Below are 15,828 nucleotides of genomic sequence, written 5' to 3'. Positions count from 1 at the left end.
TAAAAACTAGATACGTTCGTTAAGTTCGCTAGAGATAGGGCTTGATTGAAGACCTTGCTCAGCAATCCACGCTTGAAGTGTTTTACCGTCCGCTTCTGGGTTTTGTAGTTCACGACTTGGCATTTTCTTAACCAAAAGTGTACCTACATCTACCGCGTTGTTTACGATAGCAGTACGGATTAGGCTGTTGCCGTTACACGAAATACCTGAGTAGTAATCATGCAACTTTAATTTGAAATCTGATTGTACACGACGCATCTTTTTACGTAGCTCGCCTTTATCGTCTGCTTGAACGATAGTGCAAATGTTCGCTAGCGCTTCGTTTACGTCGGCTTGTGCTGCGTTAGAGAAAGCAAGAGTAGATGCTGCAATAACTAAAGAAGTTTTAACAATTTTCAACATGGTTAATTTCCTTTCGTATTTAATGTTTAATTTAAAGTTTGTCTGTTCGGTTCGGGAGTAATTAAAAACCAAATGGGCAGGTCAGAAAACATGCAAGCAAATAACAAGGTATCCTAAAGTATACCTTATACGAAAGTTGTAGGGGTGGTGTGGGCGTCTAGCCCTTTATTAACAAGGTGCCAAGCTAAAGTATAAGAAAAATTTGAAATAGTCGAACTACTTCAATTTATCGCCAGATAAGCGAAAAAATAAACTTGAAAGGGTAATTCAACGAAAATTTTGTCAGCTCAGGAAGCTCAAAATCACTATTTTTCACGCTTTATTTGAATTTTGTTGGATGACAAGCAACGTTATGGGCAAGTCTACTTTTTAATGAAGCAGAGTGGGGGATATTGAACTGCAGTATTGAATCAAAGTAATAAAAGGCGTAGATAAATAACCAACCCGATTACCCACCTACGCGCTACTGAAAAGTCCTTTAGCTATTAAGCAAGGCTTGAGCTGTGGTTTCATTGGTAATGAGTGAATTGATAAGCTTGGAACGCAAAGCACCTAATATGGCGTCTTTCTTATTCATGCCTGCCGCAATACCCACTACTGGCTTGTCTGACGCGAGGGTTAATTTGCTACTGGTCACTCTTTGATTCACTTCACAATCAACAATAGCGCCTTCACGATTGTAAACCCAACCGATAATCTCTCCAGTGGCACCTAAAGAAGACAAGCTTTGCGTTTCATTATCATTAATGAACCCGTCTACATGCAGTGGCGACGTATTCCCCAGATTACCAATGCCTACAAAAGTAATGTCTGCTTGACGAGCTAGCTTATGAATACGTGAAATGTGAGCTTGCTGATGTAATTGTTCGCGCTCGGTTTCAGAGCCAGCAATAACAGGTAATGGCATAGGGTAATGTTGGGCCTTCACTCTATCGGCAATGTGCACGGCTACATCATAGCGAGTAGCTTCACCGTTGTTGGCAATATTTCCCACTAAAGACACGATTTTATGTTGCGGGCAGTTCATTAATGCCAGTTCGTCGGCACAAGCGCGTAATACACGGCCAGTACCAAACGCAATAGTTTGGGCGGAATCAGACTTAAGCGAACGCTCTATGGCACTGGCACCTGCTTGTCCCAACCCCAAGGTTGAGTTTTCGTCGCCAATGACTGAGGGCACGACCTCACAAAATTGTAGACCAAAACGCTGTTGAATAGTTTCAGCTAATTCCATACAGCGGGCAATAGGGTGTTCGAGTCGTACCTTTACTAGCCCTTCAGACATGGCCAATGCCACTAAGCGCTGCGCACTTTGTCGAGAGGTATTTAAACGTTTCGCAATTTCGTCTTGTGTCTTGCCGCCTACATAATAAAGCCAGCCAGCACGCGCGGCTTCATCGAGACGTTGATTTTCTAGTTGTTGTTTTTTGCTCATTTATTCTTGTTCCATCAATCAGATACCAACATAGGGTAGGCTTGTATAAAGCTATCCCAATGTGAAAAGGTTGTCGTGTGTTTTGTTGGCATATCCTTTAAATGACTCCCTCCCGTGTAGTGAATAACCTGCATGTTTGCGGCAATGCCAGCGTCAATACCCGCAGGAGAGTCTTCAATAACAATACATTGTTTAGGCGTAACACCCATTTTTTCAGCAGCATATAAAAAAAGATCAGGCGCTGGCTTGCCATTCTTTACAAGCGAACGGGTAAATATATTGTCTGTGAAAAACTGGCTCAATCCAGTACACGACAAAGCGTACTCTGTACGTTCGGGCGAACTGCTAGTAGCAAGACAATAGGGGACTTTAAGCCTGGAAAGTAAGTTTGTAATTTCCGGTGTCGGCATTAAATGCTTAGCGAAAGCTTCTTTAAGCAAAATGTGAAATTCATCTTTGATTTGAGCTGTCACAGTCAGACCAAAATCATGCTGAACCTGCTGTTCAACATGTTGCATACTTTTGCCAAGAAAGTTGCTGATAAAATATTCCGCGCTAATAGAGACTTCATAGGTCTCAAGTAAGTGCTGCCAGCTTTGCATCGATAGCACTTCACTATCGATTAACACACCATCACAGTCGAAAATGACAAGGCTACTTTCTATTGTCATGTAATTCCTTATGCCCACTTATATATTGCTAGAACGAATCATTGCCGAATGAGTTTGTCGGGGCATATTATCTCAAGAGTGCATAGTGACCCCGCGAGAAAGGAATTTTACGTACAAGCCCAGCAATAAACCACTTCAATTTTACCCGATTAAACTATTCAGCCCCTATTAGTAATAAGTAGGGGGAAGTTTAAAAGCGAATGTGCAACGACGACAAAATATCCCTAACAACGCCACTTTATTCAGTATCTCTATCGCTAGAATAAACATAAAGAAGATAACTGCGAGCGATGTATTGATGAGATCATTAAGGCTAATGACTTCACAGTGCTTATTTTACTTACGTATAACATATCGTGCCCTTCCCGTGTTTTTAAGTCAACAAACCCTCGGTAACCTTCTTGTTAGCGCGGTAAGCCGAGTTCGAGTTAAAAAGAAGCATTCGATTCTAAAAAGCAATGAGCGCAATAGTAATAACATTTATTGGATATAAATTAACTTGTTAACCGAATTATAACGTTAGGCTTGTTAATTCCGTTTACATTTAAACATTGATATGTAAGTATTGCCCCTGAGAAATAACTCACTAGTGTGGCAAATGCCCATTTGAGTTAACGGTTACTAAGCCAAGCCTAAAAATTTTTAATTATATTTTGGGTGAAGGCGTCGTTTTTATGAGTGTTAACGTACTGATAATAATATTCATAACAAGTGTAGCTTTGGTACCTAGCAGTAAAATGCACAGTAAGTCATACCAAAGCGGTGAATAAAGTAGCGAGATAAAAAATGAAAACAGATTCACGCAATGTCGATATTGCACAGATAGGTGACGAGCAGCTCCCAGTTGCTAAACACCAGTTGAAGGGCTGGAAGCACTTCATGGGGCTTTATGCTGGTGAGCACGTTGCAGCCACCGAGTTCGTGTTTGGTGCTACCTTTGTTGCCCTTGGCGCAACCATGACCGACATTCTGTTTGGTTTACTAATCGGTAACATCTTAGCGGTTCTGAGTTGGACGCTAATCACTACGCCCATCGCCGTAGATACACGCCTAAGTTTATATACTTACTTGCACAAAATTGCGGGTGATTCGATGACCAAGCTTTATAACTGGGCTAACGTCATTATATTTACCGTTATATCTGCCGCCATGATCACGGTATCAGCTACCGCGGTTAGATTCGCATTGAATATACCTGCGCAACTAGATTGGTATCCAACGAACCTTGCCTTTGTCGGTGTTGTTGCAGCGGTTGGCGTTATTGTGGTGTTTGTTGCCATGTACGGCTTCAACGCGGTGTCTGATTTTTCTCGTATTTGTGCTCCATGGTTATTCACGATGTTTGTGTGTGGTCCATTGGTGCTAATGCCAGCATTGGCTGATGCAGTAATTGGTCAAACATTCCTAACAAGTTGGGCTGACTTCATGCACATCGGGTCTGTGTCGGTATGGACTGGTTTAACCCCCTCAGGTGAGCAGGGCATTGGCTTACTTGAAGTTATTGGTTTTTCTTGGGCTGCAAATACAATCACCCACTTCGGGTTGATTGACATGGCTATGCTTCGTTTTGCTAAACGTAAAGTTTACGGCCTTACTACTTCTGCTGGTATGCTTTTCGGTCACTATGTGGCATGGATTTCTGCAGGGATTATGGGGGCAGGTACTGCCATTATCGTCCAGAAATCTATTACAGAATTAGACCCAGGTGATGTAGCCTTCCACGCATTAGGTTTATCTGGATTGGTCATCGTTATCGTTGCTGGTTGGACAACAGCAAATGCTAACTTGTACCGAGCAGGCTTAGCAGCTCAAGCTATTTTCAAAGATAAATCTCGAATTAAAACGACCGCCACCGTAGGTATGGTTACCGTTGTTATCGCGTGTTTCCCTTTTGTCTTTACTAAGCTACTTCCGTTATTAACGTATGCTGGATTGTTAGTGGTTCCTGTTGGCGGCATTGTATTCGCTGAACACGTTATCTTCCCGCGTATTGGATACACCCGTTATTGGGCTCATTTTCAAAACTTAACGCACAGTACGCCTGCAGTGGCGACCTGGGGATTAGGGCTTGTATTTGGCTTCGGTCTAAACGCACTAGATATTATTTCATTCTACTACCTGTTTATTCCAACGTGGATATTCACCATCATTGTCTACACCTTGTTGGCAGCAAAATACGGTGCAAAACGTCAATACGTTGAAGAAAAAGCAGAAATGGATGCTTTCGATAAAGAAGTTGAAATTCAGCAGGAGCGTCAAGGCGCTGAGATTCCAGCACCTGCAATTGACACATCATTGTTATCGAAATTATTACAAGTTGTGTCTTGGGGTAGCCTGTTGGTTACGACGTTATTAGCCATTAATACGTTTTCGCTAAGCCCTGATGTAGCGAATTACGAAGGCAACAGAGAGCTGTTCTTTAACTTGGCTTTCGTGTGCACAATTATTTACTTTACTACTGCTTACTGGTCAATGCGTCGCCACAAAGCACTTGCGAAATAGAGGTTTTTTATGCAACCAGCAACTAACATGCGTTTGAACCGTACTGCGTTATCTTCTCTTGACGAGAGCATCGCTGTACCTCAGTACGATGTATCTCGTGTAGAAGCCGGTATTGTTCATGTTGGCGTGGGCGGCTTCCACCGTGCCCACGAAGCCATGTACGTAGATGCGTATATGAACGTAACAGGTGACACGTCATGGGGTATTTGTGGAGTAGGGCTGCGTGAAGCCGACCGCCATATGCAATCACTATTAAAAGAGCAAGACTACCTTTACACATTGGTAGAAAAGCACGCCAATGGTGACCGCAAAGCTCGTGTTATTGGTGCCCTAACCGACTTTTTGATTGCGGGCGACAGCCCTGTGGCCATCATTGATAAAATGGCGTCCGAGGCAATTAAAATTGTTTCGCTGACTATCACGGAAGGCGGGTACAACTTCGACCCAACTACCGGTGAGTTTATTGCACAAAATCCTGATGTACAGCATGACTTAGCGAACCCAGAATCGCCGAAATTAGTTTTTGGTTATTTAACGGCGGCGCTTAAAAAGCGTAAACAAATGGGTATTGCACCTTTTACCGTCATGTCGTGCGACAACATTCAACATAATGGCGATGTACTTAAAGCCATGTTGCTGTCTTATATTCGTCTTGCGGATACCGATTTTGCTAATTGGGTAGAGGAAAACGTAAGCTTTCCTAATTCGATGGTCGATCGTATTACCCCAGCAACAACAGATGAAGACAAAGCGGCATTAGTTGAATCAGGTATTGAAGACAGCTGGCCTGTAGTATGTGAACCGTTTGATCAATGGATTATTGCTGATAAATTTTGTAATGAACGTCCAGCGTTTGAAGATGTTGGCGCTCAGTTTGTTGATAATGTGGCGCCTTACGAAAAATTGAAGCTCAGAATGCTAAACGCGGGTCATTCTGTGTTGGGCTTAACAGGTTCACTTGCCGATCTTGATACAATTCATGAAAGCGTAGCGCAAACTGAACTTCGTTCTTTACTTGCAACTTTCATGGTAGATGAAGTCATGCCAACCCTAGATCCGGTGGCTGGTATAGATGTTCACGACTACAAAAATATTTTGCTAGCACGATTTGCGAATCCGTATATTAAAGATTCGCTTTCTAGAATTTGTTTAGAAAGCTCAGCAAAAATTCCTGTATTTTTGTTACCTACCATTCGTGAGAACTTAGCCAATGGTGGAAAAGTTGATATTAGCGCCTTAATACTTGCAGCGTGGAGTTTTTATTCAGACAAACAAACGTCGCAAAAAGGTACGCCGCTAGTTATTCAAGATCAACTTGCCGATGAATTGCACCAAGCGGCTTCACGTTACCAAGATGATGCTTTGTCTTTCTTACAAGTGACCAGTGTTTTCGGTGATTTAAGTGATGAGTCAGGCTTTACGTCTGTGTATGAAGATTACTTGAGCCGTATTTATAGCGGTGAGTCTATTTTAGAAATAGCCAAATCGTTAACGAATGCACCAAGCGAGCCAGCGCTCGTTTAACAGGTACAAATTTAACAGGTACAAAGAAAAGAGGCGACCTTATGGTCGCCTCTTTAAGTGCAGATTGCTCTGCAACCATGTTGAATCTTTTCACATGGTATGTGAATTTTTTTAAGTCCGTCTTACAATCTTCCGCTCAAGGCTTTCTACAATCTTCCGCTCAAGGCTGTTTATTAGCTCAAGGCTGCTTATTAGCTCAAGGCTTTCTACAATCTTCCGCTCAAGACTGTGGCAATTTCGTTGCCTTCCAAGCCATTTTCAGAAACCCAGGCTTGCAACGTCTTACCATCAGCTTCTGGTGCTGATAAATCACTCTTTGGCATTTTCTTAACAAGAAGTGAACCAGCTTCTACAGCGTTGCTCAGCATTGCTGTGCGTATCAGGCTGTTACCGCTACAGCTAACACCTGAGTAATAATCTTTCAATTTGAGGCGATAATCTGATTCTACAGAACGCATTTTCTTGCGTAACTCACCTTTATCATCTGCTTGTACGATAGTACAAATATTTGCTAATGCTTCGTTTACGTTGGCTTGCGCCATGCCAGATACACCCAAAGTTGCTGCGATAACTAGCGAAGTTTTAACGATTTTCAACATGGTCAATTCCTCGGTTTAATTTAAAAGTATGTTCGTTCGTTGGGTGCTATTAAACGCAAAATGATTGAGGTTAGAAAGACTGGGTCTAATACTAAGGTATATAGTTTAATATCTTAGTGGAGTTGAAAAGAAGCGCACAAATAAAAAGGCACACCAGAAAAAGGTGTGCCTTCGGGAATAGCGAGTCAAACTTAGTGGCTTTTAAAATGGCTCGACACTTCCATAATCTGTTCACGCATCCACATATGAGCGTAATCATGATCTGCACTCACGTGCCAGTACAAGAAGTATTCAACGGTAGGTAAGTCGAAGGGTAATTCATAAATGGCTAAGTCGTAGTGCTTAGCTAAATGAAATGGCAAACAAGCAATAAGGTCGGTTTTCACGATTGTACTTGGCACGGTCAAGAAGTGTTGGCTTCGCATGACTTCTTTACGGCGTTTACCCATTCTATCTAGTGCTACATCAATAGGGCCTGCTCCTGATTTACGTTGAGACACATTGATGTGACCAAGGCGTAGAAAGGTGTCTAAATCTAAACCGTTCTTTAAAGCAGGGTGATTCTTTCGTGCTAATACCACAAATCTGTCTTGCGCTATTTTTTCTTTGCACAAATGCGGGTCGCTAAATGTAGATGCGTCGGCAAAGAAATCCAAGGTACCGCTAGCCATCGCAGATACTATCTGGCTACGAGGAATTTCATAATTAGTGAGGCTAATGTTGGGCGCTAGGTTCTGTAACCGCGAAACTAGCCTTGGCATAATGCTAACTTCTAGCAAATCTCTGCTGGCAAAGTTAAACGCTTTTTCTGCCGTTAAAGGGTCGAACGTATGACTTTCTTGCACGCTTTTTCTTAGCAATGCTAAGGCTTGTCTCGCAGGTACAATAATATTCTGAGCAACCGGGGTGGGTGTCATGCTATGACCTGTTCTTACGAACAAAGGATCATTCAACATTTCCCGCAACCGAGCCAGTGAATTACTCACCGCAGGTTGTGTAATACATAGCACATCGGCTGCTTTTGTTAGGCTCCCCGCTGTATATATGGCGTCGAATACGGCGAAAAGGTTTAAATCAATTCTATTAAGATTCATTGCGCAATCCTTGTCTGGCGAGTGCCAGTATGAAAATACCAAAAAGTAACTGGCGAATTCTTTGGTTAATATTATTTTTACCTTATTGTAACAAGGTTATTTATAAATACCTATTATTAAAAGTTAATTGAATTATTCAATACATCAATAGTACTGTTCATCTTAAATTAACTACCATTGGTCAAAAATTATGAAAACACTCATCGACTTAGAGGTTGGGGAAACCCTTGTACAAGCTGAATGGCTCACCATCTCACAAGACATGATTAATCAGTTTGCTGAAGCTACAGGTGATTATCAATGGATACATCTTGATACTGAACGGTGTGAAAAAGAGAGCCCGTTTAAAACCACTATTGCTCATGGTTTTCTCACTGCGTCGGTTATGCCTAAGGCTTTTGAAGGTGTGCTTGCTGTTTCTGACAAAATTGCATCAACCATTAACTATGGTATCGATTCATTACGCTTTTTAGAGCCCGTTAAATCAGGCGATGCGATCAAATATCACTTCAAATTGGTAGAAGTCGTTAATAAGCCTTCGGGGAAACTATTCAAAATGGAATCAAGCTGTGTGCTAGCCTCGTCAGGCAAACCTGCACTGGTAGGGACGTTTCTGATGTTAGCAGTAATGCAACCTAGCTAGTAAGCAATTAGCGCTGAGTATTCTATATGTTGTACTCTGCATTCTACCGGCTAGGAGGCTCATTTGCGTTGTTAGGGATGTTGGTAGTTTGAACATCAATACGCGGGTTCTCTTGGTCGGTATTAATGGCGCGTATTGGGTAGGGAATAATAATACCTTCTGCGGCATATCGTTTATGTAATGCTTTTATAAATGCTGATTTTATAAAGAAACGATGGAAGTATTCTTTTGCTCTTAACATCACTGTGAAATTGATGCTGGAATTATCAAAGGTATGGTACACCACGAAGGTATCGTAATCGTCTATGCCCCATTCGTGAGAAACCAATATTTCTCTGGCAACCTCAAGGGTAACCCTCTCCACGTGTTCAAGGTCTGAATTATAATGCACGCCTACATCAACCGGTACGGATAACTCCTTGCTTGGGTAAAAATAATTAATTATTTTAGATTCAGCTAATACGCTATTTGGCACAATAATGGTGTTATTGGGTAACATTTTTATCCACGTTGAGCGCCAACCAATACGCTCTACAAAACCTTGTTCTTTACTCTCTAATTCAATAAAGTCGCCCACTCTAATGGGCTTGTCCATAACCAGTTGAACCCCTGAAAAGAAGTTTTCCAAGGTGGGTTGAAGGGCAAGGGCAACAGCCAGTGACGTAATGCCTAACGATGCAATAATGGGGGTAATTGATATGCCTAACGTACCCAGCATAATCAATAGGCCAATACCTACGATAAGACCTTTCACTATGCCTTTGATTATACCCGTACTACTTCGAAGTGAGTCTGAGCGCTGTGTTTGGTTAGCAAGTAATCCCACGGCAAAACGATTTAAGAAAAGAATAGCGGCAGTGATCAGTAATATTTTAGACGCTAGGGTAATTGAGTTCGTATAGGACTCATTGACAATATCGTACTTCTCGAACAGCCAATTTAAAATCCAAATATCGATAACGAAAATAAGGATAGTGAGCGGCAGGTTTAACGAGTGCGCCAATAAAGAGTCGTAAAAATATGAAGTGCGATCAGTAAGCAACAAAAACTTTCGTAGAAAGATGCGCTTAATTAAGAACATGAAAAGGTTAGCAAGTATCACAGCAACGGTGATAACTAATTCAGGCACTAACATTAAGCCTGCAAAGTTAACTTCTGGCATGACTTTCCTTTGACCAATAACATACGAATTTGCAACAAAGTCATTCACACTAAAAAGGTTTTAAAACCAAAGCATGAATACCAATATTTAATTGTGCAGCAATTAACGTTCCAGCAAAATTTACTCGAATGAATTAAGAGGATGATGAGGAGCAACGGGGTCAAATTGTATCTGTAAGCTTGTTGAATATTATCGCCACAGGCCTTTGAAAACGCGCCGTAGCGGTATGTTTATGATGCTAATTAATGGGAACGTAAGTTTAGGGCTAAAAAGAAGTAAGCAAAGAGCGCATTTGATACGATGCTAAACAAATGCATTAAATTAGTGCAAATCATTTTGTCGTTTGTCTTTAAAAAACTAAAAAGACATACCAATGGCAAGACCGGCAACAACGGCGCTTTCGTGGTTTCTATGATAGTCGTAATGCAGTTGTGGCGAGACTGTGATACCAGACATCTCGAACTCATATAAAAAACCTAATCGTGCAACTTCCATTTTATGGCTACCGTGAAATTCTACCCCCGGGCCAATCTGGGCGATAAAGTGGTTAGTAATGTGAAGGTCGGCAACCAGTAAATACGTGTAGGCGTCTACATCTTCAAATGCGTATTCGGCCACGAAGCCAAGCCCCAAAAATTCGCTAACACGATATTCATAATCGATACCTAAGGTAAACGCGTTACCGTAATCTTCTGTGTACGTTGTGCCGATAAGGGCTGAAAGATGATGAGGTGATGTTTGCCAATGATGAGCATTGCCTTTTGCAGCAACCGTCGGGATAAATGCCAAGGCTGTAATCAACCCTATCGCTATGTGTATTCGCATGATGTGCTCACTTACTTTTATAGTGTATCCCTAGAAAAAATCTTCTAGCACTCCCTTAATCGTAGGTAAGATATTGAAACCTTACCAATGAACTTTAGTTGAAACGCACATGAAACAGATAAATAAGGCAATCCACATTGATTGTTTAAATAGGTAAACTCGTGGGTAGGGATGTTGGCTTGAGAAAAAACTAAAAGCTAATGTAGAGGAAATGGTAAGTGAATTTAGGGAGCGCTGTGATGAATGCAGCAGAAGAAACGAACAAGTTTCTACAGGCTTGTACTACTCAGCTTGTTAATTTGTATATGGCAAGTAAAGAGGGGAAAAATGTAGATGCGGATAAATACCGAGTGCAAGGGTTTATGCATGCAGGCGAATTACTTGGCGTAATAAGTAAAGCTCAAGGGCAAATGCTTATTGCTGACTTACACTTGCAGGTTTTTGGTGAAACCATTGACGAGAGAGCGAAAAGAAAAAATAAACTGGAGGCATTAAAGGAATCTGATCCAGATGCCTATATTGCAATTCCCGCGATAGAAAGGCGTTGAGCTAGTAGACTTGAGCAATCATAATTTAGCTCACTGTTGTAAGCCACGACTATAGAAGTCTACAGCGTGGCTTATTACACAGAACAACACAGTGATGAAGTTAATTAGATGCGTCTTCAGCACCTTCTTCAATGGCTTCACCAGCGCTTTGTATATCTTCTCCTGCACCTTCAACCGTCGCGCACCCATTCATACCTACAACAGCAGATGAAAACAATAGCGCGGTGAAACTACCCCTAAGTAATTTTGAATTTAATAGTGACGACAAAACTGACTTTTTCATGGCATATCTCCTGATATTAGTAATTAACGTTATTTGGTTACTTTATTCATCACTCGCTTCGCTATCCCCATTTACTTGATCGCCAGAATTGCGCGTTGGGGATGATTCGCTTTCAGTAGTGGTCTCTTTCTTTTCAAGCATAGTGTTAAGCTTATCGCTTCCCTTGGAATTAAAATCCAACGTACGAATAGGGAAGGGAATTAAGATGTCGTTTTCTTCTAATACACGTTTAACAGTACATATTGCTTCGTGACGCACTACCATAAAGCCAGGGTCGCCTGGGTAACGTATCCAAAACCAAAGCAAAAGATTAATGCTTGAATCACCGAATGACGCAGCGTAAACCGCAGTTTCGTCTTTCTTTATTACGTAGTCTTTTTTATTCATCGCGTCGGTAATGAGTTCGGCGGCTTTTTCAACATCATCGGCGTAGGAAATGCCAACAGGAACCTCAATACGTCTAACACCTTCAACTGAATAATTAGTTAGAATATTTCTAAAGAGGATTTTATTGGGAATGATTTCACGCTGCCCATAAAAAGTAGCTACCAAGGTGTTTCGCAGGTTAATTTCTTCAACCGTTCCGAAAACACCTTCGGCTTCAACCACATCACCAATCTCGAAAGGTTTACGGATACCCATTGCAATACCCGCAATGAGGTTTTCCGTCATATCTTGAAACGCAAAGCCGATGGCTAAACCCACAATACCGGCACCGGCAAGTAATGATGTCACCGTGCCCTTGAGTCCAACGAAATCCAGTGCAATGAAAATACCGAAAACAACAATGAGTGATTTGATAATAGAGGTGAGTAATTTAGCGATTTGTCGAGACTCAAATGCTCTTCGCATTACCTTTCCGACAATATTTCCTACTACTTTTGCCAGTATTCCGAAAACAATAGCGATTAATATCGCCACCACAAAGTTGGGTAAGTGCTTAATTCCGCTCTCGATCCAACCCTCAAGCTTCTGGTTTATTAGCTGATAAAAGTCATCAATATTAGGAAAATCCATAGAACTCATTCATTTATTAAACAATATGCAGTGACTATTCAAGATTTATTCCTTTGCTGTCATTTTATAAGTCCTTGATTTATTTATAAAAGGTGTGTGAGTAATCACTTGTAGCAAAAAGGCGCTAAGAAAAAAATACAAGGGTGGGAAATAACTACGCAGTGATTAAACGCATTTTTATAGGTGTTAGACAAAAGTTTGAGTGGTCTGACCATGTGTAAAATTAATGTAAATATATTATTCACAATAAATTTACAAAGTGTGTGATGACGCTTAACATCATTGTTGCAGGTCAAAGATTGTTCATTGACCTTTCACAATAACAATGAGAAATCGTCCAGCCTGTTGCTAGCGGAAAGTGTGGGTTTTACCGGTAGTGATGCGCCCAGATTTGGAATCACACTATGAAATTTAAAACGCGTAAGACTGCAGTAGCTGCCTTAGTCAGCTCTGCCTTATTTTGTTCTCCTTTTTTAGCCTATGCGCAAGATGCTAACGAAGAAGTTGAAGCTGAATCTAAAAATAAAAAAGATGTAGAGTTAATTCTCGTTACAGGGAGCTTTGTTCGTCGCAGTGAGAACTTTGAGTCACCTTCACCGTTAGCGGTAGTAGACAGTGTTGCGATCGATTCAATAGGTGCAAAAAACATTGCGGATATTACGCAAACATTAACAATTAATACTGGCGCAGAGAACAACCCTGATGCCTTTACGCAAAATGCCACCGCAGGTACCTCAAATATTAACCTTCGCGGGTTAGGGGTTGCTTCTACCTTGGTACTATTAAATAACAAACGCCAAGTCGTTACAGCACAACCTACAAACGAAGGTTTAAATTTCGTAGATACAAGCTCACTCGTGCCCATGATTGCCATTGATAGAATGGAAGTCGTGAAAGACGGTGCATCAGCCTTATATGGTTCTGATGCGGTTGCAGGGGTGGTTAACTTCATCACCAAACGCAATTATGATGGTGCGATGGTCAGTGTTGATTATCAAGACGGCGCCCATGGCGATAACAAAGAATATATATTTCAAGGTCTATGGGGAGCTACAGGTGACAAGGGCAGTGTACTAGCAGCAATAAGCTACACCAACCGTTCACCGCTATTTCTAAGTGACCGACGTCTAAGTCGTCCTGAAGATGACACCAGTGCGTTAGGTAACCCTGCATCATACTTTGTGACTATTCCAGGCGCTGGACCATTACCTATCATCGACCCTTATGGGTGTGAGGAATTTGGTGGTGCACCAAACTTGCTTGCTCCAAGTGGCACAATTCCAGGTTTAGAGGTTGGCTTCTGCGGCTTCGATTTTGGTAAGTTCTATTCTTATGTTGCCGATGAAAGTCGAATAAATTCCTATGTAAGAGCAGACTATGAGTTTGCTAATGATATTACATGGACAGCTGAACTTAGCATGGCGCGTAACCGAGCTGAACGTGGTGGGGCGCCAAGTTTTCCTATTTTAACATCACCGATTGTTCCTGATTACCACCCTCAAAATCCATTCGGTCAGTCTGTTGCCTTCTTTGGCCGCGCTGAAGGAAATGGCTTCGATGGTGATCCGGCAAACACAGAATCAGATACCTTTAGATTCAGCACCAACTTACAAGGAGTGACTGACAGCGGTTTCTGGGAGGTGAGTTATACCCGTGCAGTGAATGATTTCTTATTCAAAGTACCTGATGTATTAAACACTGAATTCCAGCTAGCGTTGTATGGTTTAGGTGGCTCGGCATGTGATCCTATTGCGGGAACACCTGGCGAAGGGAATTGTGAATTCTTCAACCCTTTTGCTACTTCTTATTCGTCAGCACCTAACTCTGATTATGTAGTTGACTCGTTCACGGGCACGGAAATCATAGATTCAAAAGCTGACCTTGAAGTGTTCGAAGCCTTTACCTCATTTGATATTTTTGAAATGAGTAGTGGATTTGCCGCATTAGCAGTAGGTGTGCAGTATCGTGAAGAGCAATTAAGCCAAGATTATGACGATTTGGCTAACCAAGACAGCTTCACCTTTGTTATTGGTAATCCAGATATTGATGGAAGCCAAGACGTATGGGCTGCCTTTGGTGAACTTGCGTTACCATTAAGTGAAGATTTAGATGTGCAACTCGCCGTTCGGTATGAAGATTACGGTGGTAGCATTGGCAGTACAGTAGACCCTAAACTTGCGGTTTCCTATCGTGCAACTGATGAATTCTCGCTACGGGGCTCGATATCTACGTCGTTTAGAGCGCCTACCGTGTTCTTAGCACAAGGTGGGGCTACGTCACTACAGCAGCTTATCGACCCAGTACAAGGTGCTACGGCGTTTGTTGCGGTGAGGACTTCAGGTAACGAAGATCTTAAACCAGAAGAATCTACTGCATATAATATCGGTTTTTCATACGAGCCTTTCAGAGACTTCTCTGTAGAGCTGGACTATTGGAACTTCAAGTTTGAAGACTTGATTATTCAGGAAAATGCGCAAGCAGTGTTGAATCTTGATCCAACCGATACCGATCGCATTATTCGTGCTGGTGACCCATTAAATGGCCCTGTGTTGCAAGTTAACAATACCTACGTAAATGCTAGTGAGATGGAAACATCAGGCATCGATTTTGTGACTAGTTACAAGATTGAAACTGAGTTTGGTATTTTCACGCCGTCTTTAAACGGTACTTACACCATGAAATATGACCTGATGGATCCTCAAGCGGGTAATATTGACGGGGCTGGGCGCAGAAACTTCAACAATATCGGGGTGTCTTCACCTGAACTTAGAATGAACTTTGGTCTTGCGTGGAAAAATGACGTGCACGCAGCGAACTTATTTGTTCGTTACATTTCTTCGTATGATGATGACCAAAACTGCGCAGATGGCACCACCAACTTAGGTGCATGTACAAATGGTTTATACGAAGTAGACAGCCATGTCACAGTAGATGCTCAGTACAACATCGACTTAGGCTCGCTGTTTGAGACCGAACAAAGTTATGTTGTCACCCTAGGCGGATTGAACTTGTTTGATGAAGATCCTCCTCAGTTGTTTACCAACAGCGGTTTTGATTCAAAAGTGCATGACCCCCGTGGGCGTCAAATTTATGCTCGGTTAGCGGTAGAGTTTTAACACTCAA

At 41.8% G+C, this 15,828-nt stretch carries 14 protein-coding genes; 5 read left to right on the top strand and 9 right to left on the bottom strand.

All coding sequences use genetic code 11. From position 1 onward, the window contains the following. Positions 1–6 precede the first annotated feature (6 nt). The 3 genes from ALT761_RS11440 to ALT761_RS11430 form a co-directional block, all read right to left on the bottom strand. On the bottom strand, positions 7–402 hold the full coding sequence (locus ALT761_RS11440; RefSeq protein ID WP_013783794.1) for a DUF3718 domain-containing protein: 396 nt from the start codon (positions 400–402) through the stop codon (positions 7–9). Between the two features lie 478 nt (positions 403–880). After that, positions 881–1,837 (bottom strand): sugar-binding transcriptional regulator, encoded by a 957-nt coding sequence (locus ALT761_RS11435; RefSeq protein ID WP_129738807.1) that lies wholly within the window; start codon positions 1,835–1,837, stop codon positions 881–883. A gap of 14 nt (positions 1,838–1,851) precedes the next feature. After that, a complete protein-coding gene (locus tag ALT761_RS11430; RefSeq protein WP_129738805.1) occupies positions 1,852–2,508 on the bottom strand; it encodes an HAD family hydrolase in 657 nt (218 codons plus the stop codon). A 786-nt stretch (positions 2,509–3,294) separates the two neighbouring features. On the opposite strand from ALT761_RS11430, the gene ALT761_RS11425 reads away from it, so the two are divergent. Together ALT761_RS11425 and ALT761_RS11420 are read left to right on the top strand one after the other, a co-directional pair. Then, a complete protein-coding gene (locus ALT761_RS11425; protein ID WP_129738803.1) occupies positions 3,295–5,010 on the top strand; it encodes a purine-cytosine permease family protein in 1,716 nt (571 codons plus the stop codon). A gap of 9 nt (positions 5,011–5,019) precedes the next feature. Continuing rightward, on the top strand, positions 5,020–6,534 hold the full coding sequence (locus tag ALT761_RS11420; RefSeq protein WP_129738801.1) for a mannitol dehydrogenase family protein: 1,515 nt from the start codon (positions 5,020–5,022) through the stop codon (positions 6,532–6,534). A gap of 206 nt (positions 6,535–6,740) precedes the next feature. Here ALT761_RS11420 and ALT761_RS11415 read toward each other — a convergent pair whose 3' ends face one another. Together ALT761_RS11415 and ALT761_RS11410 are read right to left on the bottom strand one after the other, a co-directional pair. Then, complete coding sequence (locus ALT761_RS11415; protein WP_129738799.1) at positions 6,741–7,133, bottom strand: DUF3718 domain-containing protein; 393 nt, start codon at positions 7,131–7,133, stop codon at positions 6,741–6,743. Positions 7,134–7,324: 191 nt separating this feature from the next. Beyond that, positions 7,325–8,227 (bottom strand): LysR family transcriptional regulator, encoded by a 903-nt coding sequence (locus ALT761_RS11410; RefSeq protein ID WP_013783800.1) that lies wholly within the window; start codon positions 8,225–8,227, stop codon positions 7,325–7,327. A gap of 190 nt (positions 8,228–8,417) precedes the next feature. Between ALT761_RS11410 and ALT761_RS11405 the strand changes: the two genes are divergently transcribed. Continuing rightward, the gene (locus ALT761_RS11405; protein WP_129738797.1) at positions 8,418–8,870 is read left to right on the top strand and encodes a MaoC family dehydratase; all 453 of its coding nucleotides are present in this window, start codon (positions 8,418–8,420) and stop codon (positions 8,868–8,870) included. 43 nt (positions 8,871–8,913) lie between these two features. Here the strand turns inward: ALT761_RS11405 and ALT761_RS11400 are convergent, their stop codons facing one another. Together ALT761_RS11400 and ALT761_RS11395 are read right to left on the bottom strand one after the other, a co-directional pair. After that, a complete protein-coding gene (locus tag ALT761_RS11400; protein ID WP_197724976.1) occupies positions 8,914–10,032 on the bottom strand; it encodes a mechanosensitive ion channel family protein in 1,119 nt (372 codons plus the stop codon). A gap of 357 nt (positions 10,033–10,389) precedes the next feature. Beyond that, on the bottom strand, positions 10,390–10,857 hold the full coding sequence (locus tag ALT761_RS11395; protein ID WP_129738795.1) for a hypothetical protein: 468 nt from the start codon (positions 10,855–10,857) through the stop codon (positions 10,390–10,392). Positions 10,858–11,096: 239 nt separating this feature from the next. Here ALT761_RS11395 and ALT761_RS11390 point away from each other — a divergent pair, with 239 nt between their 5' ends. Further along, the gene (locus ALT761_RS11390) at positions 11,097–11,405 is read left to right on the top strand and encodes a hypothetical protein (RefSeq protein ID WP_129738793.1); all 309 of its coding nucleotides are present in this window, start codon (positions 11,097–11,099) and stop codon (positions 11,403–11,405) included. Between the two features lie 100 nt (positions 11,406–11,505). Here the strand turns inward: ALT761_RS11390 and ALT761_RS11385 are convergent, their stop codons facing one another. Further along, a complete protein-coding gene (locus ALT761_RS11385) occupies positions 11,506–11,688 on the bottom strand; it encodes an entericidin A/B family lipoprotein (RefSeq protein WP_013783805.1) in 183 nt (60 codons plus the stop codon). Between the two features lie 42 nt (positions 11,689–11,730). Next, positions 11,731–12,705: a mechanosensitive ion channel family protein gene (locus ALT761_RS11380; RefSeq protein ID WP_129738791.1), complete on the bottom strand. Its 975-nt coding sequence runs from the start codon at positions 12,703–12,705 to the stop codon at positions 11,731–11,733. Between the two features lie 404 nt (positions 12,706–13,109). Here ALT761_RS11380 and ALT761_RS11375 point away from each other — a divergent pair, with 404 nt between their 5' ends. Next, on the top strand, positions 13,110–15,821 hold the full coding sequence (locus ALT761_RS11375; protein WP_129738789.1) for a TonB-dependent receptor plug domain-containing protein: 2,712 nt from the start codon (positions 13,110–13,112) through the stop codon (positions 15,819–15,821). The last annotated feature ends 7 nt before the right edge of the window (positions 15,822–15,828 follow it).

It is taken from the genome of Alteromonas sp. 76-1, from assembly GCF_900654235.1.
Classification (GTDB): domain Bacteria; phylum Pseudomonadota; class Gammaproteobacteria; order Enterobacterales; family Alteromonadaceae; genus Alteromonas; species Alteromonas naphthalenivorans.
Note: the sequence above shows the minus strand (reverse complement) of the source record. Positions and strands in the feature narration are given on the sequence as shown.